Below are 23,467 nucleotides of genomic sequence, written 5' to 3' on the forward strand. Positions count from 1 at the left end.
ACGTTCCCTCGATCCTCTCGCCATACCCTGACGTCACTCCATTCCTGCAAATAATTCAAAGGCCTCAAGGGCACTCGTCTCAAAGACGGATCTCGGCGTGAGCCTCCTCACCCCTGAAGTTGAATATATTTGTCAGGAATATTTCTTTTTGCTCTCCAGCCTTCAGGCTGCGCGCAAAAGCACCAGGTAATCGGTCAGGCGGAGGACCCGGACGGGCAAGGCCGCGCTAAGTGCACCGAGCACGCCGTCCGGATTGGCAATCTCGAATATCCCGCTAACGCGAAGATTATCGAGCTCGCTGTCGACGATGCGGATGGTGCCGGCGCGATAGCGATTAACGTCGGCGATAACCTGCCGCAACGGCCGGTCCTTGAAGATAAGCTTGCCGCGCCGCCAAGCCGTCTCGCTCTGAACATCGACATCGCCGACGTCGCCGAGACCGGTTTCGCCGTAGGAGACGTTTTGACCGACCTGAAGGATCGCGGAAGAGTGGTCCGGTGCCATCACGGAAACGGCGCTCTCCTCGACCGAGACGGTTACCGTGTCCGACCATCGATGCACGACAAAACGCGTTCCAAGCGCGGTTGTCGTGCCGGCCCCCGCCTCGACTATGAACGGACGCCGCGCATCTTTCGCGACATCGAAGAACGCTCGGCCACGCAACAGCTGCACGGAGCGCCTGCTCTCGATGAAGTCCACGGCAATCGCCGTATCCGCGTCAAGGCTCACTCTTGATCCGTCTGCCAGTGCAAGCTCTCGTAGTTCCGCGGTCCCTGTCTCATAATCGCTCAGCAGAAAATCAGGCAAACCGTTCAGCCCGACATAGCCTGCGACCCCGAGCATGGCAGCGCCGCCTGCCAAAAAGCTGCGGCGGCCAAAGGCTGCGGAACGACTGGCAATCGGCAGCCCGCGCTGCCCCCTGGGATCGCCAATAATGTCCAGATCGGACCAGATGCCCGCAAGCTTCTCATACTCCTTGCGGTGCGACGGTGACGCAGCCACCCATGTCGCGTGCGCCGATCGCTCGGCGGCCGTCGCCTCACCGGAGGTCAGGCGGACGAACCAGGCGAGCGCCTCGTCTTTCGGTTGTTCTTTCGAGGGATCCCTGGCTTCTGCCATCACCAACACCGGCTCTTTGCATGGACAGGAACGCCACGATGAAGTTTCCTGCTATCAACGGTCGCTATATAGACGGATTTCGCGTGTGAGTACCTCACCCCTCGTTTCATTTGCATCCGCCTCAATCCAGCAAACCGTCGAGCCGATCACGGCAGGTGGCCAGCGCCTTCATGATCAACTTCTCCACGGCGCTGCGTGTAATGCCGAGTTCGGCGGCGATTTCTGAATGGCTGAGACCATCGAACTTGTGCATCAGAAAGACTTCGCGCTGACGCGCAGGCAGATCTGCAACGACGCGCTCCAGAGCCGTGAGGCGCTGGCGATAGTCGATCACCCGATCGACAGATACCTCCCCCGACCCGACGTCGGGAAATTCAATCGGAGATATGTGGCGCTCTTGCGCGTTACGGCGACGCACATGGTCAACCGCAACATTGTTTGCCATTCGAAACAGATAGGCCTGCGGGTTTTGGATCGGTGTGTCTGGCGGCATATTGCGGACCCGCAGATAGGTATCCTGGATCACGTCATCAGCATCTGCCCGCCCCTTGAAACGCTGGGCCACATGCCGGACGAGATCGCCGTAGCTTTCCGTCAGCACCTGCAGGATCGTCTTCTTAGGGTTGGGGGGCATCCGCGATGGAACCGTTAAACTGCAAGGCCTGATACAGCGCCGAGCTCGCCCCCGCCTGTGAGCGCGTCTTAAAGAAGATAAACTTGAGTTTCAATATCATATTATCGTTTCGCTATGGAGCGTGCATTCCTTGCTCAGGCAACGACCTGACTGCGCCAGTCACCTCATGATTTGGCTAGGCGCAAGTCGGCGTACGGCATTCGCAAGACGATGAGCCGAATTCGCGTCCGCGTTGACGGTATCCGCGACCGCAGGCGACCTCCCGCGGTCGCGATAGTGCTCGGGATTGACGAATGTAACGGTCAGCGCCGCTTGCGCACCTGCTGCGGCGAAGAGAATGACGGTGATCGCGAGTGACAGGATGTTTTCCGGTGCGCATGACATGCTCCATTTCATCATCATATTTGTAACTCACCTCTCAAATTTTCTTGACATTTCAATCAAAAATGCCGGAACTAAAGATAACAACAAATTCTTGGAGTTCGTGTCATGCTCGCCATTGTCGCCGATGATCTGACAGGCGCCCTGGATGCAGCTGCTCCATTTGCCAGCAGAGGCCTTCATACGGAGATTGCGCTCACCGTCGGGGCGATCGCTGCGGCCCTGAGCGAGAACCCGCAGGTAATTTCAATCAATGTTGCTTCGCGAGAACTGGACCTCGCAGGCGCGCAGAGCGCAACGACGGCGGCGCTCGCCGCATTGCCGCCTGGCACACGCCTGTTCAAGAAGGTCGACTCGCGCCTCAAGGGCCACATTGCCGCCGAGCTCGACGTCACCCCTTATCGCTCGGCGCTGATGGCACCGGCCATTCCGGATTTCGGGCGGATAGTGAATGACGGCCATGTGCAGGGGTTCGGCGTCGACAGACCGATATCGATTGCGGAGAAGCTCGGCAGGCACGTGGGCCAAATCACTGTGCCCGATGTCGCGACCTTGGAAGATATGAACGGCTGGCTGCTTGCATCACAGGAGCGAGGCGTGGACCTGCTTATCGGGGCGCGCGGACTGGCGGAGGCACTCGCGCACCAAATGAGCGGCGGGGCCGATCCGCGCGCTGCGGAGGTCCCGCCGGGCCCCGGACTTTTCGTCATCGGCTCGCGAGACCCGATTACCCTGGCGCAGATCGAGGAGTTGCGGGCCACGCGCAAGCCGCGCTACATGCCCGCACCAAACGGCCGGCTGACCGACGCGACCGCAGATGAGAGCCTGATAACGCTGGTACAGGCGGTTCCCGGGAGCGCACCGACGAGTTCGCAGGACGTATCGCGTCTTCTGGCAGAAAGCGTATTTCCGGCACTGACCAGGGCCGCTTCCACCTTGCTTCTTTCCGGCGGCGCAACCGCCGAAGCCGTGCTAGAAAAAATGGGGATCACCCGTTTCAGACTGGTTGGTGAGTGCCTGCCCGGACTGGGCTTGGCCCACGCGGACGGCCGTTGCATCATTGCCAAGTCCGGGGGATTCGGCCAACCGGGAACGTTGAGGGAGATTGCGGACAGGATCCTCCGCAGTATGGGATGACAGATGGGACTGGAGAACGGAACAACACGCAAGAGCCTGGCCGACTTCGCCTTCGAACGGATGCACCGCGCGATCAAGTCCGGCGCATATCAGCCCGATGAGCGCTTGCCGACCGAGCACGAACTGGCGGCGGAATTCGAAGTGTCGCGTCCGGTCATCCGCGAGGCGCTTCAACGCCTGCGGGACCAGGGCTTGATCTATTCGCGCCGGGGCGCCGGCAGTTTCGTGCGCGCCCTTGGCATGAAAGAGCCGCTCGGCTTCGGACAGTTGGAGAATGTTGCGGATCTCTTGAACTGCTACGAGTTCCGGCTGACCGTCGAACCGGCCGCAGCCGCGGCCGCAGCCGCCCGCCACGATACCGCAAGCCTTGGCGCCATTCGTCAGGCGCTCGAATTGATGCGGGATGCCACCAATCGCCAGTCGCACCGCGAAGACGCAGACTTCCAGTTTCATTTGGCGATCGCGCGCGCGGCCCGCAACAGCTACTTCTCGACCGCGATGGAAGCACTCAAGGACCATATTGCCGTCGGCATGAAATTTCACGGCGCATCGGTCAAGCGCGAGGCGGCCGGCCTTACCCGTGTTTTTGCCGAACATGAGGCAATCGCCGAAGCGATCGCCTCAGGCGATGGCACGAGGGCAAAGCAACTGATGCTTGATCACCTGACCGGCTCGCGTGAGCGCCTCTTTCAGGCGACCAGATAGGCCGGACGATCTGGAAGTCATGACCTCCACCAGAGATGGAGGTTTACCTTGCATACAAAGAAAAATGCCTCGGCCAACAGCCGAGGCATTTTTGTCGGGAAGCGCGAATACCGATCCGACCGGCTAGAAGGCTGCCTTATAGACCGACAGCACATCCTCAACGGTCATATCGACCGGATTGTTGTCCATCAGGCGGCGGTTTGCATGCGCTTCACTCGCGTAGAGAGGCAGATCATCCGCAGCCGCACCATGAGCGGCAAGCGACATCTCGATGCCCAGGTTCCTGCAGAAACCCTGCGCCGCGCTCAAAAGCTCGGTTTCGGACAGTGCGCCGCCGAAGCCGAGCGCAAGCGCGACCTCATCCGTCTTCTTTGCCGCAACAGGCTGGTTGAAGGCGAGCACGTGGGGAAAGATGATGGCGTTGGCGAGCCCGTGCGGCAAACCGAGCCGGGTGCCGAGAGGATAGGCAATGGCGTGTCCAGCGGCCGTGTTGACGGGGCCAAGGCAGATGCCACCGTAGTAGGATGCGAGCATCAGGCCTTCCCGCGCCTCGGTATCGGAGCCGTCCCTGACCGCCCGCGCCAGATACTTGCCGACGAGACGGAAGCCCATGCGCGCGAACCCGTCGATCATCGGATGCGCCCGCTTGTTGGTGAAAGCCTCGACACAATGAGCCATAGCGTCGACGCCGGTCGCTGCCGTGACCGCCGGCGGCACCGAATAGGTCAACTCGGGATCGAGAACGGCAAAGTCCGCGATCATGTGCGGGCTTTCCACGGCGACCTTGTTGCCCTTTGCCGGGTCGGTGATCAACGAGCGAATACCCGCCTCGGAACCTGTTCCCGCCGTTGTCGCGACCTGAACCAGGCGTGTGCGGCGACCCGCGACACGGTTCGGCCCCGCGACGTCGCCGAGCGTCTGATCCGAATCCCAGAGCACGGCAGCCAGCTTTGCCACGTCGAGCACCGAACCGCCGCCGAGCCCGACGATCAGGTCCGGCTTGCACCTCCGCGCCGCCTCAATCGCCGCCTCCAGCGTCGCGATATCCGGTTCGCCCGGAATTGCATCAAACACGGTAACGCGGCCGGAAAGCTTCAGCCGATCGACAAATCCGGCGGTTATCGGCGTTGCTATCACGAGCGTGGACTGCACATCTGCCGCCCAGGCGCCGACCTCGCCGATGAGGCCGGCCCCGACCGCCAGGCGGCGGGGTTGATGAAGGGTGATTTGAGCGATGGTCATGGCTTGGTCATCCTTGCTTGGCGCGGCCGTTGACGAGCTTGCGCGCATAGGCGATGGCGGAGTTCATATTGCCGTGGTTGGCGATCCCCTTTCCGGCGATGTCGAAGGCCGTCCCGTGGTCGACGGACGTGCGGTCGATCGGCAGATCCACCGAGACGTTCACCGCCGTGTCGAAGGCAACAAGCTTGATGGGGATGTGTCCCTGATCGTGGTACTGGGCAACAATCAGATCGAATGCGCCGGAATAGGCGCGGTAAAATACCGTGTCGGCCGAAATGGGCCCCTGGACGTCGATCCCTTCCGCACGTGCAGCTGCGACCGCAGGCGCGATCTGGTCGTCATCCTCGGTGCCGAAGAGGCCGTTCTCGCCACAATGCGGATTAATGCCGGCGACCGCGATTTTCGGCGCGGCGTAGCCGATGCGCTTCAGATGCGCGTCGCCGGCCCTGATCGTCGCCAGTACCCTTTCGGTCGTCGCTCGCCTGATGGCCTCCTGCAGCGAGACATGGGTCGAGACATGGATGACCTTCAACCGTTCGGAAGCGAGCAGCATATAGGCCGCCTTCGAACCGGTCAGGCTGCGCAGCATGCCGGTATGGCCATCATAGTGATGGCCGGCAAGGTTCAGTGCTTCCTTGTTGATCGGGGCGGTGACGATGCAGCCGATCGCGCCGGCTTCGGCATCCCGTACCGCTTTCTCGATGAATCGGAAGGCGGCATCGCCGGCCACCGCGCTCAACTGCCCCCAGGGAAGCGGCGCGCCCTCGATCGGCAGATCGACGACGAAAGGCGCAAGATCGATATCGATGCCGAGTGCGGATCGAGCCGTTTCGAGCGTGGTCAGATTGCCGTAGATCCGCGTCTGATCCCGATCTGCAGGCGACATTTCAGCCAAGGCGCGGACCGCGATCTCAGGCCCGACCCCGCATGGGTCACCCATGGTTATTCCGATGATATTGCTCATGAAACACTCCGTCGAGCCGCGCTGTCCCAGCCGGGAGCCAGGCGGACATATTTGATCGCACGCCGATGATAGGTGTAGGCGAGATGCATGGTGCCATCAGGACCCTCGAGCAGCCACGGGTAGGACATTTCCTGGTTGCGGCCGTCGGTTGAATCGTTGGACAGGCAGGTGCCTGGACCATCTTCGACGACCTGGCGCATGGCAAAGGAACGCCCCTCGTCCTCGGAGAGGCAGAGCGCGACGGGTGCTCGCGGCACCCCCCACACAGGAACGCACCCTCCGGTTGGATCCGCATCCGGCCGGTTATCCTCCTCGCCCAGTTCGTCGTAGAGCGAAGCGCGTCGGTCGGTCGACGACAGCGCATTGATGGGATTGCAGATCATGGCGATCCGGCCGTCGCGAAGGCGGGCGGCGGCAAGCGATGAATTGTTGTTCGCCACATCCGTGGCGTGAGGTACGGACCAGGTCCGCCCACCGTCGCTGCTGTCGCTGCGGTAGACGAAATCGGCCTGCCGGCGCCGAAAGAAAGAAACAAGCCGATCCTCTCCGAGAGCCACGGGCGACATGTGCACACAACCAGTGGACTGGTCGATGTCATCAAGCCGCCAGGTCTCGCCGCCATCGACCGACACACCCACGGCCGCGGTATCGTGGCTACCATTCCATTTCTGGCCGGGGCGCTGCACGCAGCGGAAAATTGGCAACAGCCATGCTCCGTCATCGCGAATGATGATGGGCGCACGCACGAAGCAACCACGCGGAAGATCGAGATAACGACCTTGCGTGGCGACGAGCCTGTGCGGATCCAACGGGTCGCGCTGCACCTCGGCCATGCGGATGCGGCATTCATCCTGATTGCCCGAAGGCTGGGAGGTATGAAAAAGCCAAAGTCTGCCGTCCGGCGCGGAGAACAACACCGGATTCTGCTCAGAGTGCGAAGGATCGTCACTCAGGCGCTGGGGCGGACCCCAGTTCGCAGAGCCTTCCACCAGCACCGATGCGAAGATGGAGATATCCGACTTGCCCTCGAGCGTTCCACCGAACCAGGCGCACACGAGTGCGCCCTCATCGAGCAGATGCAGGAAAGCCGCATGATTCTGGATCATTGGCGAAGGCAACAAGGCTTCGTCGCGCCCCTTGGACACGGATTGAAGCACGCCGGTCATGTTGCGAGCGATTTCATCGGGATGCATTTGGTCCTCCAGTCAGATTTGAAAATCGCTCAATTCTTCAAGTTGTCAAGTTTATTAATGTCACTTTTCTGAGTTGCGCTTCACGCAATGATTTACTAACTGATTGATATAATTGCTTTAATATTGACATATAGCTTTGAATTAAAAATTACATGACGAAACGATTTGACAACATTACTAAAAAGATGGATGGTCGAGCCAACCTGGAACGAGGATGCCGGGGACGGAGGAATTTCATGCACAGCACCAGCAGCCGCCATCAGGCTACGACGGCCGTCATCTTTGCAGCGGGAGCAGCTACGCTTGCCGCGTCGGATGCCGTGATCGTACGGGCGCTGAGCGGCGCCGTGCACCCTTTCGTCATCGGATTTTTCCGCGCTTTTTTCGGTGCGCTGATCCTTCTGCCCTGGATCGCACTGCGTCCATCCGTTCTACGCACGACCCATCCGATGCGTCAGCACGCCTTGCGCGCCGCTTTCAAACTGCTGGCGATGATCGCGCTGTTTGCCGCCTTTAGCTGGGGGCCGCTCGCCGATGTTACCGCCATCGCCTTCACATCTCCGATCTTCGTCGTCCTTGGCGCAGCGCTAACATTGGGCGAGCGACCCGGCCCGGCGATGATCGCGGCCGTCGCCCTCGGCTTTGCCGGCGCCATGCTGGTGATCGGACCGTCGGGAACTGGCTTCACGCTGGCAATCCTGCTGGCGCTGACGGGCGCGGTGCTTCAATCGGCAATCCAGCTGATCCTGAAGTCCATGTCGAAGGGTGACGCGACGTCGACACTGGTCGTGTGGAACCTTCTCTTGACCGTACCGATCGCCCTGCTGTTCGCCCTCCCCTTTTTCACCATGCCTGGTCCGAGGGAAATGGGGCTTCTGGCGCTTCAGGGCGTGGTCGGCACCGCCTGCATGGCGCTGATGACGCACGCCTTTTCGTTGGCGCCGGCAACGGTCGTGGCGCCGGTGGACTTCCTGCGCCTGCCGCTCGTCGCCTTCGGTGGATTTGCCCTGTTCGGCGAAACCGTCGCCCTGACCACCATCGGCGGAGGCGCGCTCATATGCTGCGCCGCCTTGATTGCCGCGCGTTCCGGAAAATTCGGATCCGCTGCCAAATAGAACTGAACCAGACTTTCTAGGGAGGAGAATGCAATGAAGAAAACGCTTATCCTGGGTGCGCTCCTGTTGGGCTCCACCATATCGCCCGTCTTTGCCGCATCGGGGCCGATCAAGATCGTGCTTGCGGAGGAAGCCGATCTGCTTGAGCCGTGCATGGCGACCCGCTCGAACATCGGTCGCGTCATCATGCAGAACGTCAGCGAGACCCTGACCGAACTCGACGTTCGCGGCGGCAAGGGAGTGCTGCCACGTCTTGCGGAGAAGTGGGAACAGAACGAAGACGGCAGCTGGCGTTTCCACCTTCGCCAGGGCGTGAAATTCTCTGACGGCACGACCTTCGACGCCAAGGACGTCAAGCATAGTTTCGACCGCATCATGAGCGACAAGAATGCCTGCGAGTCGCGCCGCTACTTTGGCGGCATGACGGTCACCGCTAATGTCGTCGACGATCACACGATCGACTTCAGCGCCGATCCGGTTCAGCCGATCCTGCCACTCTTGATGTCACTCGTCACGATCGTGCCGGAGGAAACACCGCTCGAATTCATCCGCGAGCCGATCGGCACCGGTCCTTACAAACTGACGAACTGGACGCCGGGCCAGCAGATCGTGCTGACGGAACGCGACGACTATTGGGGCCAGAAGCCGCAGGTTACCGAAGCAACCTACCTGTTCCGTGCAGACCCGTCCGTGCGTGCAGCTATGGTTCAGGCCGGCGAGGCCGATCTTTCACCCTCCATCTCGCAGCTCGACGCGACAAACCCCAAGACCGATTTCTCCTATCTCGACAGCGAGACCGTGTACCTGCGCATTGACCACAATATCGAGCCGATGAACGACGTGCGCGTCCGCCGTGCCCTCAACATGGCTATCGACCGCCAGGCGTTCCTCGGCACCCTGGTTCCAGACAGCGCGCTGCTCGCCACGGCCATCGTGCCGCCACCGACGCTCGGCTGGAATCCTGATGTCAAGGTCTTCCCGTACGACCCGGAAGGCGCGAAAAAACTGCTGGAGGAAGCCAAGGCGGAAGGTGTGAAGGTCGAGACACCGATCACCATCATCGCGCGCTCGGCAAACTTCCCGAACGTGACGGAGATCATGGAAGCCATCCAGGCGCAATTGCAGGAAGTCGGCTTTAAGATCGATCTGAAGTTCGTCGAGGTCGCAGAGCATGAAGGCTACTATTCCAAGCCGTTCAAGGAAGGTCGCGGACCGCAGCTCGTCGCAGCCATGCACGACAACTCCAAGGGCGACCCGTCCTTCTCCATGTTCTTCAAGTACGCGACCGAGGGTACGCAGTCAGGCTTCTCCGACCCCAAGGTCGACGATCTGATCAAGCGCGCGTCGGCCGCCACTGGCGACGAACGGGCCAAGCTATGGTCGGAAACCATCGCTTATGTGCATGATGAAGTGGTAGCCGACGTGCTGCTCTTCCACATGGTCGGCTTCTCGCGCGTTTCCGAACGCCTGGACTTCAAGCCCACCATGGCGACCAATTCGATGCTCCAGCTTTCGGAGATCAGCATCAGGTGAACTGTTCTGGCGGTCATCAGGAGACCGCCAGTGACGGACGCAATCAAGGCGGCGGGACGATCTCGCCGCCTCTGCAATCCAGGGGCACAATGATGAGCTTCATTCGTAAACGCGCCGTGGCCAGCCTGATTTCGCTGGTCGGCCTGATCGTGATGGTCTTTTTCCTCTCGCGTCTGACAGGAGATCCTGCCGCGCTCTTCCTTCCCGTCGAAGCCTCGGCGGAAATGAAGCAGCAATTTCGCGAGATCCACGGCCTCAACGATCCGCTCATGGTTCAGTTTGCCCGCTATGTCGGTGACGTCGTCACCGGTGATTTCGGTGAATCCCTTCGCAAGGCACGCCCGGCACTGGACGTGGTCCTGGAGGCTTTCGTGTGGACGCTCTGGCTTGCCGCCATCACCATGTCCCTGGTGACCGGCGCTGCCATCGTCGTCGGCTCGCTGGCCGCCTTCCGCGCCGGCGGCTTTTTCGACCGCCTCTCTTCCGTCATCTCGCTGATCGGTGCCGCCGTACCGGACTTCTGGCTCGCCATCGTCGCGATCGTCGTCTTCTCGGTCAACCTCGCCTGGCTTCCCACGTCCGGCACGGGCTCACTGCTGCACTGGATCCTGCCGATCGGCGTGCTGTTCGTCCGCCCGTTCGGCATCATCGTTCAGGTGGTGCGCGGCTCGATGATATCAGCGCTGTCGTCGGCTTACGTGAAGACCGCCCGCGCCAAGGGCGTGAAGTCCGGGCCGATCATTTTCCTGCACGCGCTGCGCAACGCCATGCTTCCGGTCATCACCGTCATAGGCGACCAGGCGGCGAGCCTCTTGAACGGCGCGGTTATCGTCGAAACCATTTTCGGCTTTCCCGGTGTCGGCAAGCTGATGATCGATTCCATCCTGCAGCGTGACTTCAATGTGGTGCTGGCCGCCATTCTCGTCACCGCGCTCGCGATCTTCGTCATGAACCTGCTGATCGACCTTGCTTACGCGCTGCTCGATCCCCGCATCCGTCATTGAAGAGTTCGGCCATGACCTTACAGACGACAGATACGACAATCGCTGCAGAACCGGGATTTGCGGTTCGCATGGCCCGCATGCTGTGGGCAGACAAGTTCGCCCTGTGCGCCGCCATTTTCCTCATTGTCGTCCTCATCCTGGCGATCGTCGGACCGAGCTGGCTCGGCGATCTCGCGACCAAGCAGAACCTGCGCGGCCGAAATGCAGCACCCTTCGAGTGGGAACGCGGCTGGGTATGGTGGATGGGAGCGGATGCGCTCGGGCGCCCGTTGCTTGCCCGCATCATCGTGGCAACGCAAAACACGCTCATGGTGGCTGCCGGCGCCGTGGCGATCTCCGCCGTCGTCGGCACGACCCTCGGGCTCATCGCCGGGTTTTCCTCGCCACGCGTCAACCAGATCATCATGCGGCTGGCCGACGTCATCATGTCGTTCCCGTCGCTCCTGATCGCGGTGATCGTGCTTTATGTTCTCGGCTCATCGATCCTGAACCTGATGCTGGTTCTTTCGATCACGCGCATTCCGGTTTACCTGCGCACGACGCGAGCCGAGGTGCTGGAGATTCGCGAACGCATGTTCGTACAGGCCGCCCGCGTCATGGGCGCGTCGAACCGGCGTATCCTGTTCCGGCACATCCTGCCGGTGGTGCTGCCGACGCTGACGACGCTCGCCACGCTCGACTTCGCCTATGTGATGCTGGCCGAAAGCGCGCTCTCCTTCCTCGGCATCGGCATCCAGCCGCCCGAAATCACCTGGGGCCTGATGATCTCTCAAGGGCGGCAGTATCTCACCAATGCCTGGTGGCTTTCCTTCTGGCCGGGCCTTGCAATCATCCTGACGACCATGTCGCTGAACCTGCTTTCGAACTGGATGCGTATCGCGCTCGATCCCGTCCAGCGCTGGCGCCTGGAAATGAAAGGCCGCAAGAATGGCTGACCACCTGCTGGAAGTCCGCAACCTCTCGGTCGAGTTCCACACGGCCATGGGAGTCGTCAAAGCCGTCCGCAACATCTCGTACCATATCGACCGCGGCGAGACGCTCGCGATCCTGGGTGAGAGCGGCTCGGGAAAGTCGGTCTCCTCGTCGGCGATCATGAACCTGATCGACATGCCACCAGGGCGCATCAGCTCGGGCGAGATCCTGCTTGACGGCGTCGATCTGCTGAAGATGCCGGCACACAAGCGCCGCGAGGTGAACGGCCGCCGGATTGCGATGATCTTTCAGGATCCGCTCAGCCACCTGAACCCGGTCTATACGGTCGGCTGGCAGATACGCGAGGCATTGACGACCCATGGCGCTGCAAGTGCTGCGGCACAGTCGGAGGCTCTGCGCCTGCTCACCCGCGTCGGCATACCCGACCCGGAAAAATCGCTCGACAAATATCCACACGAATTTTCCGGCGGCCAGCGCCAGCGCGTCATGATCGCCATGGCGCTTGCGCTTCGCCCCGATCTACTGATCGCCGACGAGCCGACGACGGCGCTCGATGTCACCGTACAGGCTGAAGTGCTGGCACTGCTGGAAGAATTGCAGCAGGAAACCGGAATGGCGGTTCTCATTATCACGCATGACCTCGGCGTCGTCGCCGAGATCGCCGATCGGGTCGTGGTGATGGAAAAGGGCGAACTGGTCGAGGCCGGAACGGTCCGCGAGGTCTACAAGAACCCGCAGCACCCCTACACCCGCAAGCTGATCGCCGCCGCACCCGGGAAAGGCAAGATGCATGCGCCAGGCGCACGCGGCGAGCCGGTTCTGTCGGTCCGCGAGGTGCGCAAGCACTACGGCAGTTTCGAGGCGCTGAAAGGCATCTCCTTCGACCTGATGCCCGGTGAGACCATGGCCGTCGTCGGCGAGAGCGGTTCGGGCAAATCCACCCTTGCCCGCATTCTGGTCAGGCTGGACGAACCAGACGGCGGCAGCGCGCTGTGGAAAGGCCGTGACCTTTTCCAGCTGTCGCCGGCGGAACTCTACAAATTGCGGCGCGACCTGCAGATGGTGTTCCAGGACCCCACCCAGTCGCTCAATCCACGCATGACCGTCTACCAGCTGATTTCCGAGGCCTGGGTGATCCATCCGGACATCCTGCCGAAGGCAAAATGGCGCGAACGCGTGGCCGAGCTGCTGGTGCAGGTCGGTCTCGGCCCGGAACACATGGGACGATATCCGCATCAGTTCTCCGGCGGCCAGCGCCAGCGCATCGCCATTGCCCGGGCGCTTGCCCTCGAGCCGCAACTGATCATCTGCGACGAAGCGGTTTCAGCGCTTGATGTCTCGGTTCAGGCCCAGGTCATTACCTTGCTCGACCGGCTTCGCAAGGACATGGGCATCGCCTTCATCTTCATCGCTCATGATCTTCCGGTCGTTCGCGATTTTGCCGACCACGTCATGGTGATGCAGAAGGGCCATGTCGTGGAACTGGGCACGGTGCAGGAGGTGTTTGAAACCCCGCGCCAGGACTATACCCGCGCGTTGCTGGCAGCCGGGCTTGATCCCGACCCCGATGTTCAGGCGGCCAATCGCGCCGCCCGGCTCGAATACGCCTCCTAAGGCGTCCCCCAATCCCTGGAGACTGAAATGTCCAAGCAAGCCTTTGTCGCGCTCGTCACCTGCTTCAACGACGATGAGACCATCAACTACGAAGCGACACGCGCGCAGGTGCGTCGACAGGTCGACGCCGGCAACAACATCATGTGCGCCGGAACCAATGGCGACTTCAGCGCCCTCACCTTCGAAGAGAAAGTGCGCCTGACAGAGGAAGTCACCGATGAGGTCGCCGGTCGCGTCAAGGTTATCGTCAATGCCGGCATGCCCGCCACGTTCGAAACGCTGAAGCTCGCGCGTGAATTCGACCGCATCGGCGTTGACGGGATCGCCGTAATCACGCCCTTCTTCATCGCCTGCACCCAGGACGGCCTGATCCGTCACTTCTCGACCGTTGCCGACGCGGTCGAAACACCCGTCTATCTCTACGATATTCCGGCCCGCACCCAGAACCACATCGAGCCGGAGACCGCGCGCACGCTGTCACGTCACGGCAACATCGCCGGCATCAAGGATTCCGGCGGCGCCAAGGAGACGCTGGAGGCCTATCTGGCGGTGGCTAAGGACGTGGAGGGCTTCGAAGTTTACTCCGGTCCCGACCATCTGGTGCTGTGGGCCCTGCAGAACGGCGCGGCCGGCTGCATCTCGGGTCTTGGCAATGCCATGCCCAACGTCCTCGCGGGCATCTTGAACGCCTTCAACACCGGCGACATTGCCGAAGCCGAGAGGCAGCAGGCGATCTATTCCGCCTTCCGCACGGATCTCTATGCCCTCGGCTTCGCGCCGGCGATGGTCAAGCGCTCGCTCTATCTGCAGGACGCCTCCGTCGGCGCAAGCCGCCAGCCGGCCCTGTTGCCCAACAAGGATCAGGACGCCCAGATCGCGGGCATTCTGCGCCGCTACGACCTCCTGTGACCGGTGATTGCCCCCAGAAGCGCGATAGATAGGCGACACGTCGGTCCGAGGGTGGCTCAACCGTCTGATGCCCGTTTGAAACGGGCATCAGGACGTGCGGGTAGTTGCGCTTCGCAAGCTTGTGAAACAGAACGCCGAGCCCAACAAGCAGGCAGGAATTCAGCGCAATCGGAACCAGCGGAAACCAGAATCCCGAGCTCGCAACGACGGGGTCTCCAAGCACCGCGGTCAATGCGGCCGAGCGAGGCGGCGCTCAAGCTCGATCTTGCCGCGGCAGCGCATCAGAAGACACGAGATATCCCTTCCAAGCGCGCGCCCTCAAAACGCCCGATCATAGCGAGGATCGATCCTTCATCCGGCAAGAGGCAAGCGGCTGTCGCGAGTGCGTCGGCCATGGCGGCGGAAGGGGCAGAGATCGAGACGGAGCGCCAGTTGGCGGGCGCGGGCATCCCGGTCGCGGGATCGAGAATATGACCGTCTCTTCCGGCCTGATCAAAGGTTGTACCGAGCGGCGCTGACGTGGCCAGTGCGCGCTGGCGCAATGCCAGGCGCTCCCCCGTCTCCAATCGCACCGGCCATTCGCCGCCCCCTGGCCGTCCCCCGAGCGCACGGAGCTCGCCGGTGTCGATCAGGATGTCTGTCAGACCTTCGGCTTCGAGCAACACGGCGACCCGATCTGCGACATAGCCTTGACCGATACCGTTCAGCGTCAGCGCCATGTCCGGGTTCAGGGTGACCGCTGCAGCTTCAAGCCTCACCTTGCCCCAGCCGGTATCGGCCCGCGCACGTTCGACGGCCCTTGCATCAGGCTGCTTCCCATTTGCGGCGGATTCTGCCCAGAGCTTCCAGAGCGGCTGTATCGTCGGATCGAACCGCCCGCCACTCGCCCGATGCACGGCACCGGCCAGTGACAGACATTCCAGCAGCTCGAAGGGTGGGGCATCAAGGTGAGCATCGCGGTTCAGCCGTGAAAGCGCGCTCTGCGGACGATAGAGACTGAGGATATTTTCCAGGCGATCGATCTCTGCCATGACGCGCGTGACGATGGCGTCAGCATCAGGGTGATCAATCCGGATAGAGGCGCGCGCGCCAAGAGCCTGACCTGTCCAGAAGCGGGCTGCCGATTTGGCGTGGGCGACAGCGGGCACAGTTGCCAGGACTGCGGAAATTGCGATCAGGCGGCGTCGGGTCAGCATCATGGGATCAACCTCCGGCTGGATGGGGCAGTGCACGCAGACGGCCGAGATAATCGTCGTCGCCCGCACCCTGTTCCGAGCCGGTCTCCACCGGGGTCAGAACCATGGCGTCGGTAATATCGGCAAGCGCCAGCACCTTGCCGCCCTCAACACGGACGAAAGCCGCCGCCGCATCTCGGTTCGAAAAGGGCACGGCTTCGGGCGCGCCCATGCCACCTCGCCGGGTGGAGCCAACGACGTAGAAGGCCTTGCCGGCGACAATCCAGTTGCCGTCACCGGGCTGCTCCCACGTCGCCCCTGCGGCCCCCATGTCATTGACGTAGATGGCGAGGATCGGCGCAATCTGCTCCGGCCCGCGAGCGTAGGCGATAGCGTCGCGCACCTGGCTGAAGAAAAGCGGCGCCGGGTTTCCTTCAAGAAAGATCTGGGCCTTCGGCCCGGGATGCTCCAGAAGGTTCATCTGGCAGTAATGACCGAGGGTCTCGGGCGTCATGTCCAGGGGCGCAATGCTCTGGGCAACGTCCTCCTTGCAGGCGGCAAGCAGCGCCAGCCCGGCAGCGAGCAGGACGAAGCGAAGTCGGCTCCTCATGGCGTCACCCTCCGGAAGGCTGCGGCAGCTAGCGCAATGGCGGCAAGCGGCCAGAAGAAAAGGGAAGCTGCCGATTGCCAGAGCGGAATCGCGCCCGCAGCCCCACCTAGGCCGCCGGCGGCAGCAACGGCTTGTGCGGCCGAAAGATTGAAGACGCGAAAGGCGTCGGCAGGGTTGGCGAGCAAAGCGACGGGCAATGCCTGTGTGGTGAAGGCCCCACCGCCATCCGTAACGATCAGCGCCAACAGGGCGAGGTCATAGAGCACCACTGCCACCAGCCATAGGGCGATGGCCAGCCCCGCTGCGCCTGACGGCCGCCGCGCCAGCGCTGATAGCGCATAACCCGTGCCAAGGAATGTCGCGCCGAGCAGGACGGAGGACCAGATCAGCCGCCATAACGCGCCGAACCCGTTGACGGCTTCCGGATCGGACCAGACGGCTACCAAGGCCGCCGTACCGTAACCGAGCGTCACGGCAAGGCCGAGGATTGCGAGATGCGCCAGCAGCTTGCCGAGCAGGATCTGCAGGCGCGAGACGGGATAGGTGAGCAGAAGCGGAAGCGTGCCGCGCTCCACCTCGCCCGCCACCGCGTCGAAACTCATCAGCAATGCCAGCAGCGGAACGAGATAGACCGCAAGCGAAGTGAGCGAGGCGACCGTGACCGAGAGCCGGTCAACGCCGACATCGCCCGTCGGGGCCGAGCCGGCGGCGGCCAGCACCAGAGCGAACAGCACCATCATGCCAGTGGCGATAGAGACCCAACGATTGCGAAAAGCGATGCGGAACTCGCTCGTAGCGGTGGCAAGGATGCGGTTCATTGCCCGTCCCTCCGACTGAAATGGCTGTAGATATCCTCGAGGCTAGGCGGGATCACGTCGAGATCGATAACGGCGTTCCCAAGCGCTGCAATGCGGGCAAGGAGCGGCAGTTTTTCCGATTGCGCGCAGCAAAGGCGCACGAGACCGTCCCCACCCTGGGCGCCTTCAGGAAAGGTTGCCGCCAGCGCCGCCGAATGGCCGGGTGCGGCACGAACGGAAAAGGCGACCGGGAGTGCTGCGCGCGCCCGAAGATCGGCAAGCGTACCTTCCGCCACCAGTTCCCCACCGGAAAGGATCAGGATGCGATCGGTGCGAGCCTCCACCTCGGTCAACACGTGGGAAGAGAGCAGGATGGCGGTACCCTCCGCGGCCAACCCGTCGAGCAGATCGTAGAAATCCCGTCGCGACACCGGGTCGAGGCCCGATGTCGGTTCGTCCAGCACCAGGAGGCGGGGACGACCGATCAGCGTCTGAGCCAACCCCACACGCTGGCGCATGCCCTTGGAATATGTGCCGATCCGCCGCCGCGCGGCATGGCCAAGCCCGACCCGTGCAAGAAGTTCTATCGCCTGCCGCGGGTTTTCGCCGCGCAGCGCGAGGTAGTGGCGAAGCTGCTCCTCTCCGGTCAGGGCCGGATGAAAGGCGGCGTTTTCCGGCAGATACGCCACCTGCGCCCGCGCAGCGGGCGAGCCAGGCGCCGTGCCGCAGACCGAGACCTCGCCGCTGTCGAAGGGGATGAGACCAAGCACGATCTTCATCATCGTCGATTTGCCCGCACCGTTATGGCCGAGCAGCGCCGCGCGCCGTCCCGGCTCCAGCGTCAGGGAGACGGACTTCAGCGCTTCCACGGATTGGAAGCGCTTAGTGAGCCTGGAGATTGTCAGCGTCGGTGTCATCGTAATTTCCTTCAGTCCAGCGCTCGGCTGCCTCGGCCTCATGGCCAAGGATTTCGAGGGGGACAGGGATGGTCAGGGGGCGCATCAGCGGCGCGCTATCGCGCACGCCTCCGGGCAGCGTGGCGGGAAAGTCCCTCTGGCTCCAACGTACGATCTGCACGGCGGGCGAGCCGATCAGCAGGCTTGCCGCCGGCTGCGACCAGAGGATCTGGTCCACCAGGTCGTTGGGGCGGTAGAAGCTATCCGCAATGCCATCGCCGTTGAGATCGAAGGCCGGATGGTCGGACCAGAAATTGCCGCGGCCATCATGGCTCCATTCCATGTTGCGTGTGCCGACATATTTCACCTGCTCGCGGTTTGCGATAAAGGCGTTGTCCGTCAGCACATTCTTCTCCGAGCCGGCGGTGAAATGGATGCCGATGCCGCAGTTCTCGAAACGGTTGCCCCAGATCAGGTTCTTGTGGGCGTTGTAGATGAAGAGGCATTTCTTCGTACCGCCACGTACCAGATTGCCCGACACGTCGGCATTGTTGGCATAATTCAGCATCAGCCCGTGCTCACGGTCACCGAGACTGAGATTGTTCAGAATCTTGGCACGGTTGGAGAACATGATGGCGAAGCCCAGATGATTTCCAACCGAGACATTGCCGGAGACCTCGGTGTTGCGGGTGTACATGAAGTGCACGGCGAAGCGCAGGTCGCGCATGATGTTGCCGCGATAAACACTGTCGGCGCTGGCGTTCGAAAAAATGCCGTCGCGACCGTAGCGAATGGTATTGCCTTCCAGCAGCGTGCCCGGGCTGTTCCAGACATAGATGCCGTTGCCCCGCTCGTTCATGCGGGCGCTCCGCGTGCCGACGATCTCGTTCGCCGCGATAACGGCATTGCGACCGCCATGGACGTCGATGCCGTGCATATTGTCGCGGACAAGCAGATTTTCGACGCGGGCGCGGTCGGCGCCTTGGACGATTTTCACACCGGCGTCGAGGTCCTGGTTCACGCGGCCCGAGCCGGTGACGGTGAACCCTTTCAAGGTCACGTCCGGCGCGGTGATCGTCACAACGCTGCCCTGCCCGAGCCCATCCACGATTGCCGCGCGGTTGCCGACAATCGTGATGGACCGGTCGATGGTGACGGGGCCAGTATAGGCCCCGTCCGTCAGTGTCAGGACATCGCCGGGCTGAGCTCCGGCGATCGCCGCTTCGAGGCTGCCCGTACCCGGCATGACCGCGCGCTCCGCCGCTGCGAGCGGCGAGGCGATAAGGATGCCGATGAGGAGAACGGACAGACGCATCGATCAGGCGCCCTTCGGTTCCACGAACATGCGTCCGCGCATTTCCATGTGCAGCGCATGGCAGAACCACTGGCAATAGTACCAGTAGACGCCGGGATTGGCCGCGACGAAGGTGACGGAGCTCGTCTGCTGCGGCCCGACCTCCATCGCAACCCCGTGATTGCCCATGGTGAAACCGTGGGTCAGGTCATCGATCTCGTCGAGATTGGTGACGATGACCGTGACCTCGTCGCCTTCCTTCACCGTGAAGCTTGGCTGGCTGAAGCTCGGCGCGACCGAGGTCAGGTAGACGCGAACCTTGTTGCCGTCGCGGATCACGGCCTCCGTCCATTCGTCGATGTCGACGCCATCGGCCTCGGCCTGCTTGCGTGTTTCGGCCCACAACGGGTCCTTCCGATCCCAGACCGAGCGGATGTTCGGCAGGACCGAGGGGGCGACCGCGATGGCGTCATGCGGTTCGGCGAAGTTCGGGCCGTCGTGCACCAGCACCATCTTGTCGCCGGAAATGTCGATCAGCTGATCGTTTTCCGGCTTCAGCGGACCGACATTCAGGAACCGGTCCTTGGAGAATTTGCACAGGCACACCAGCCAGTCGTTGGTGGCGTCCAGCGTCTCGCCCATCACCGTCTTCAGGTGGCCAGGCTGATACTGAACGTCGAGCTTGTCCTTGATCGGATTGATCTTTTCTCCGGCATAGGCGCGGATGGCCTCATCGATGTTCCACTTGACCACCTGGCTGTCGAGGAAGAGCGAGGTATAGGCGTTGCCGCGTCCGTCGAAGGCCGTGTGCAACGGACCGAGGCCCAGTTCAGGCTCCGCCACCACCGCGCTGCGCGGCTCGGCATTGTCGTAGAACAGGGCGTCGAACTTCGTCACGTCGAGCACGGTGACGGTCGGCGAGAGCTTGCCGGCAACACACAGATGCTTCTTGTCCGGCGCCATGTTGCAGCCGTGCGGGTTGTTGGCGATCGGGATGTAACGGGTGAAAAGGGACTTGGCCTCCTTGCGCCCGTCCACCACCTTGACGCCGTTGATCTCCTCATACTGCCCGGCCGCAATGGCCTTCTCGATCTCGACGATGTTGAAGACGACGACGTGGTCCATCTCGGACTTGGTCATTTCCTCCAGCGTCATGCCCATTTCGGAGTTGTAGCTGGTCGAGAACGCCCACTTACCCTCGTAGTCGGCATCGCAATTGTCGAGATTGCCCGAGACCTTCACCTGCCAGGCCACATCCCACTTGTCGGCATCGACAGCGGTGAAGACGTTCACATAGGTCGACACGTCCGTCATCGTGGAGCCGTCATTGACGAGCGGCGCTTCGTCCTCGCCATTGCAGAACACATAGTTCGAACGCGGCCATTTCTGCGGACGCATGCCGTGGATACCCTTGGCGTTGGGGATCTCCAGGATGGCGTCGGTCTTCATCACGTCGCAGCGCACGCGCGCCACGCGCGTGTTGGCCTTGTCGTTCATGAACAGGTAGCGGCCGTCATATTTGCCGTCGGTGAAGGACATATGGACGTGGTGCAGGTCGCCGTTGTCGTGGATTTTCTTGCCGTTGGCGGCAAGCTGCTTCTTCGTCTTCTCCGACATCGTGCGCTGGTGGATGTGGATCGATTCATTGGTCTGGCCCCAGCCGGTGGCCGAGCAACGGTTGAATACCGGCACCCGCATCAGCTCGCGCATCGAGGGGATGCCGAGAATGCGCATTTCGCCGGTCTGGCCCGAGGACCAGAAGCCGTAATAGTCATCGAGCTTGCCCGGTGCGACCGAGCCGTCGGCACCTGTCGCGGCACGGGCCGGAGTGGCCAGCCCGACAGCTCCGAGGCCCAGTGCGGCGGGCCCCACCGTGCCGGCCAGAATGGCGCTGCCTGCCGTCGCGCTGAAGAGAGCCCGGCGGCTCAGTCCCTTGTTTTCCTTTGATTCCATGATCGGGTTCCTTTTTGTTTGAACCTTGGCTTCGTTTAAACTTTGGCTGCGGGTTGCGGGGGCGGCGCGCCGCCCGGGCTTGCCGCAAGCTTTGCCCGCGACTTCATCTTCTTGATCACGACGGGGCAGACGCTTTCGGACTGATAGAGGACCTGGCAGTGCAGGCAGTTGATGCACTCGTTCGGATTGATTTCGCCGGTGCGATGGATCGCCTGCACCGGACACTGGATGGCGCAGGTCTGGCAGGGGTTTCCGCATTCGTGGTAGCGCTTGAGCCAGTCGAACATGCGCATACGCGCGGGGATCGCCAGCGCCGCACCCAGCGGGCACAGGTAGCGGCAATAGAACCGCTCGACGAAGAGCCCGGCGACGAGAAGTGCTGCGGCATAGGCCACAAACGGCCAGGCGCGGATGAATTTCAGGATGATCGCAGTCTTGAACGGTTCAATCTCGGCCAGATGTTCAGCCTGCTCGACACTGATCAGCGATGCCCCGAAAAGACCAAGGAAGATCATGTACTTGATCGGCCAGAGCCGTTCGTGCAGCCCCCAGGGAAGCGTCCATTGCGGAATGCGCAGCTTGCGCGCGACCTGGTTGGTCAGCTCCTGCAGGGCGCCGAAGGGGCAGAGCCAGCCGCAATAAGCTCCCCGTCCCCAGAACAGGAGTGCCGCGGCAACGGCAAACCACAGGATGAAGGTGAGCGGATCCAGCAGGAAAGCTTGCCAGCTGAAGCCGCTGACGAAGCTCCCGAACAGAGCCATCAGATTGACGACGGAAAGCTGCGCGTTGGCGTACCAGCCGAGGAAAACCAGCGTCACCGTCAGGAAGATGATGCGGAAGACATAGAACCCCTTCGCATTCCTGACCGCATAGGTCTGGAAGAAGAACACGCCCGTCAGCACAACGAGCATGGCGCCGAGCACCACAATCTTCAGCTTCGAGTCGTCCCAGATGCGCTTCCACAGATCGGCCTGGGCGGCCACTTCGCCACGGTCGGCAACAGCAGCAACTTCCCTTGCCGGCGGCGCGATGGCGCGCAGGTATTTCTGCGGAAGCTGATAGCCCAGATCGAATGTATGGAAGACCTTCTCGATCGGCCCGACCTCACGCTGCGCCAGGAGCTGGATGCGGAAGGGTTTCGTCGGGTCGAAGCCGAGGCCCGCCGGGATGCGGAACAGGTCCATCTCGTTGAATTCCGGCGCACCGGAAAGCGCGATGGCTCCCAGCCGACGATGGTCGCGATCACGAAAACGAACGGAAACATCGTCCTGGATCAGCACGATGCGATCGAAGATGCCGCCGCGCACATAGCCCGAGCCCTTGAAGGAATAGAGGCCGCGCCCCACGAGCGCGATGGCGTGCTCACCCTCGCCGAGCCATGCCTCCAGGTTCTTCTCCTCGGCTGTCCCGAGAAGCGCCCTGCCGATGGGGGGCGCCGAGACCAGCGCTGCCTGCATCTCGATGAACGTGGTTTCCGGCGCTTGCGCAATGGCGCGCTCGCGGGCGCGCTCATCGGGATGGCCGGCGAAAGCAGCATTGACCTGAGCCACGTCGAGCGACAGGCGACGCAGCGTGCCGTCACCCTCTGCCTCGGTCCAGTCGGACGGCGCGGCGGCTGCGGGATCGATTTCGAAGCGCGGGCCGGTATTGGCCTTTTCCGGCGCAAGTCCGCCGAGGCCGAGCGCTCGCGCGACCTTGAGCCCGGAACGGACAATCGAATCGTCGATGACCATGACCGTCACTGTCGCGCCCGAGATAATATCGACCTCATGGGTCGTGCCACCGGATTTTGCCTCGGCGACGAGATCGAGGCCGGCGTAACCGGCGACGAGGGCCTTTACCTTGGCATCCGGGATGCCGATGAGGACGATGGGCTCCGAGTGTTTCACCAGCCGGACGCCGACGATCTTCGCGTCCTTGTCCACCGCCACAAGGGTATGGATCGGCTTGCCGGAGTAGCCGGTCGTCCCGACGAAATCCGAGGTCATGAAGACCCAAGCCACCGTCTGGCCGCCCTTCAGCACCGGGGCCACCGCGAGATCGTCGCGCACAGCGCCGAAGCCATCCGCCCCCGGCACAATGTCCGAGGCCGTTGCGGCCGGTAAAAACTCCTGCAGCACCGTTGCCGCGCTGGCGGATACGGCGCCGCACAGGCTGACGCAGAGCAGAAGGACAAGACGGACGAATTTCATTCCAGGGCGTTTCCCGCAAATCGTTGCAGGACCAATGGAACGTTGGTGAAGGATGGTCGTTGATCTG

Annotated in this window: 20 protein-coding genes and 1 pseudogene; 8 read left to right on the forward strand and 13 right to left on the reverse strand. The window is 62.2% G+C overall.

Translation table 11 applies throughout. The annotated features are described in order from the left end of the window. Positions 1-162 precede the first annotated feature (162 nt). A complete protein-coding gene (locus LPJGGPFB_RS23485; RefSeq protein ID WP_173422392.1) occupies positions 163-1,119 on the reverse strand; it encodes a FecR family protein in 957 nt (318 codons plus the stop codon). A 121-nt stretch (positions 1,120-1,240) separates the two neighbouring features. Beyond that, positions 1,241-1,720, reverse strand: a complete 480-nt coding sequence (locus tag LPJGGPFB_RS23490) for an RNA polymerase sigma factor (protein WP_345791063.1) — start codon at positions 1,718-1,720, stop codon at positions 1,241-1,243. A gap of 522 nt (positions 1,721-2,242) precedes the next feature. Between LPJGGPFB_RS23490 and LPJGGPFB_RS23495 the strand changes: the two genes are divergently transcribed. Together LPJGGPFB_RS23495 and LPJGGPFB_RS23500 are read left to right on the forward strand one after the other, a co-directional pair. Beyond that, positions 2,243-3,271, forward strand: coding sequence for a four-carbon acid sugar kinase family protein (locus tag LPJGGPFB_RS23495; protein ID WP_173422394.1), 1,029 nt, complete (start codon positions 2,243-2,245; stop codon positions 3,269-3,271). 3 nt (positions 3,272-3,274) lie between these two features. Next, positions 3,275-3,976, forward strand: a complete 702-nt coding sequence (locus LPJGGPFB_RS23500) for a FadR/GntR family transcriptional regulator (RefSeq protein ID WP_173422395.1) — start codon at positions 3,275-3,277, stop codon at positions 3,974-3,976. A gap of 123 nt (positions 3,977-4,099) precedes the next feature. Here LPJGGPFB_RS23500 and LPJGGPFB_RS23505 read toward each other — a convergent pair whose 3' ends face one another. The 3 genes from LPJGGPFB_RS23505 to LPJGGPFB_RS23515 are packed head-to-tail and all read right to left on the reverse strand — an operon-like array spanning position 4,100 to position 7,375. Continuing rightward, complete coding sequence (locus LPJGGPFB_RS23505) at positions 4,100-5,218, reverse strand: iron-containing alcohol dehydrogenase (protein ID WP_173422396.1); 1,119 nt, start codon at positions 5,216-5,218, stop codon at positions 4,100-4,102. A 7-nt stretch (positions 5,219-5,225) separates the two neighbouring features. Beyond that, positions 5,226-6,182: a 4-hydroxythreonine-4-phosphate dehydrogenase PdxA gene (gene pdxA, locus LPJGGPFB_RS23510; protein WP_173422397.1), complete on the reverse strand. Its 957-nt coding sequence runs from the start codon at positions 6,180-6,182 to the stop codon at positions 5,226-5,228. Next, positions 6,179-7,375: a sialidase family protein gene (locus LPJGGPFB_RS23515; protein WP_173422398.1), complete on the reverse strand. Its 1,197-nt coding sequence runs from the start codon at positions 7,373-7,375 to the stop codon at positions 6,179-6,181. Before LPJGGPFB_RS23515 ends, pdxA begins: the two co-directional genes overlap by 4 nt. A 236-nt stretch (positions 7,376-7,611) precedes the next feature. Between LPJGGPFB_RS23515 and LPJGGPFB_RS23520 the strand changes: the two genes are divergently transcribed. The 6 genes from LPJGGPFB_RS23520 (at position 7,612) to LPJGGPFB_RS23545 (ending at position 14,483) form a co-directional block, all read left to right on the forward strand. After that, positions 7,612-8,490, forward strand: a complete 879-nt coding sequence (locus LPJGGPFB_RS23520) for a DMT family transporter (protein ID WP_173422399.1) — start codon at positions 7,612-7,614, stop codon at positions 8,488-8,490. Positions 8,491-8,523: 33 nt separating this feature from the next. After that, positions 8,524-10,023 carry an ABC transporter substrate-binding protein gene (locus LPJGGPFB_RS23525; protein WP_173422400.1) on the forward strand — a complete coding sequence of 500 codons (1,500 nt, stop codon included), beginning with the start codon at positions 8,524-8,526 and terminating at the stop codon, positions 10,021-10,023. An 89-nt stretch (positions 10,024-10,112) separates the two neighbouring features. Next, a complete protein-coding gene (locus LPJGGPFB_RS23530; RefSeq protein ID WP_173422401.1) occupies positions 10,113-11,027 on the forward strand; it encodes an ABC transporter permease in 915 nt (304 codons plus the stop codon). Between the two features lie 11 nt (positions 11,028-11,038). Beyond that, entirely contained in the window at positions 11,039-11,962 is a 924-nt protein-coding gene (locus LPJGGPFB_RS23535; RefSeq protein ID WP_173422402.1) for an ABC transporter permease, read from the forward strand. Beyond that, positions 11,955-13,574 carry a dipeptide ABC transporter ATP-binding protein gene (locus LPJGGPFB_RS23540; protein WP_173422403.1) on the forward strand — a complete coding sequence of 540 codons (1,620 nt, stop codon included), beginning with the start codon at positions 11,955-11,957 and terminating at the stop codon, positions 13,572-13,574. Before LPJGGPFB_RS23535 ends, LPJGGPFB_RS23540 begins: the two co-directional genes overlap by 8 nt. 27 nt (positions 13,575-13,601) lie before the next feature. Further along, the gene (locus LPJGGPFB_RS23545) at positions 13,602-14,483 is read left to right on the forward strand and encodes a dihydrodipicolinate synthase family protein (protein ID WP_173422404.1); all 882 of its coding nucleotides are present in this window, start codon (positions 13,602-13,604) and stop codon (positions 14,481-14,483) included. 28 nt (positions 14,484-14,511) lie between these two features. Here LPJGGPFB_RS23545 and LPJGGPFB_RS33180 read toward each other — a convergent pair. The 8 genes and pseudogenes from LPJGGPFB_RS33180 to LPJGGPFB_RS23580 all read right to left on the reverse strand — a co-directional run. Next, positions 14,512-14,733 (reverse strand): annotated as a pseudogene (locus LPJGGPFB_RS33180) (HPP family protein); the annotation flags it as partial. A gap of 31 nt (positions 14,734-14,764) precedes the next feature. Next, complete coding sequence (locus LPJGGPFB_RS23550; RefSeq protein ID WP_173422405.1) at positions 14,765-15,682, reverse strand: FAD:protein FMN transferase; 918 nt, start codon at positions 15,680-15,682, stop codon at positions 14,765-14,767. Between the two features lie 4 nt (positions 15,683-15,686). Next, positions 15,687-16,268 (reverse strand): nitrous oxide reductase accessory protein NosL, encoded by a 582-nt coding sequence (locus LPJGGPFB_RS23555; protein WP_173422406.1) that lies wholly within the window; start codon positions 16,266-16,268, stop codon positions 15,687-15,689. Continuing rightward, positions 16,265-17,086 (reverse strand): ABC transporter permease, encoded by an 822-nt coding sequence (locus LPJGGPFB_RS23560; RefSeq protein ID WP_173422407.1) that lies wholly within the window; start codon positions 17,084-17,086, stop codon positions 16,265-16,267. The genes LPJGGPFB_RS23555 and LPJGGPFB_RS23560 overlap by 4 nt, the downstream gene beginning before the upstream one ends. Continuing rightward, a complete protein-coding gene (locus tag LPJGGPFB_RS23565; RefSeq protein ID WP_173422408.1) occupies positions 17,083-17,982 on the reverse strand; it encodes an ABC transporter ATP-binding protein in 900 nt (299 codons plus the stop codon). The genes LPJGGPFB_RS23560 and LPJGGPFB_RS23565 overlap by 4 nt, the downstream gene beginning before the upstream one ends. Then, positions 17,948-19,276 carry a nitrous oxide reductase family maturation protein NosD gene (locus tag LPJGGPFB_RS23570; protein ID WP_173422409.1) on the reverse strand — a complete coding sequence of 443 codons (1,329 nt, stop codon included), beginning with the start codon at positions 19,274-19,276 and terminating at the stop codon, positions 17,948-17,950. The genes LPJGGPFB_RS23565 and LPJGGPFB_RS23570 overlap by 35 nt, the downstream gene beginning before the upstream one ends. A gap of 3 nt (positions 19,277-19,279) precedes the next feature. Next, positions 19,280-21,208, reverse strand: a complete 1,929-nt coding sequence (nosZ, locus tag LPJGGPFB_RS23575) for a TAT-dependent nitrous-oxide reductase (protein WP_173422410.1) — start codon at positions 21,206-21,208, stop codon at positions 19,280-19,282. A gap of 35 nt (positions 21,209-21,243) precedes the next feature. Further along, positions 21,244-23,400: a NosR/NirI family protein gene (locus LPJGGPFB_RS23580; RefSeq protein ID WP_173422411.1), complete on the reverse strand. Its 2,157-nt coding sequence runs from the start codon at positions 23,398-23,400 to the stop codon at positions 21,244-21,246. Between the last annotated feature and the right edge of the window lie 67 nt (positions 23,401-23,467).

This window comes from Ensifer adhaerens, assembly GCF_013283195.1.
GTDB classification, from domain to species: Bacteria; Pseudomonadota; Alphaproteobacteria; order Rhizobiales; family Rhizobiaceae; genus Ensifer; species Ensifer adhaerens_G.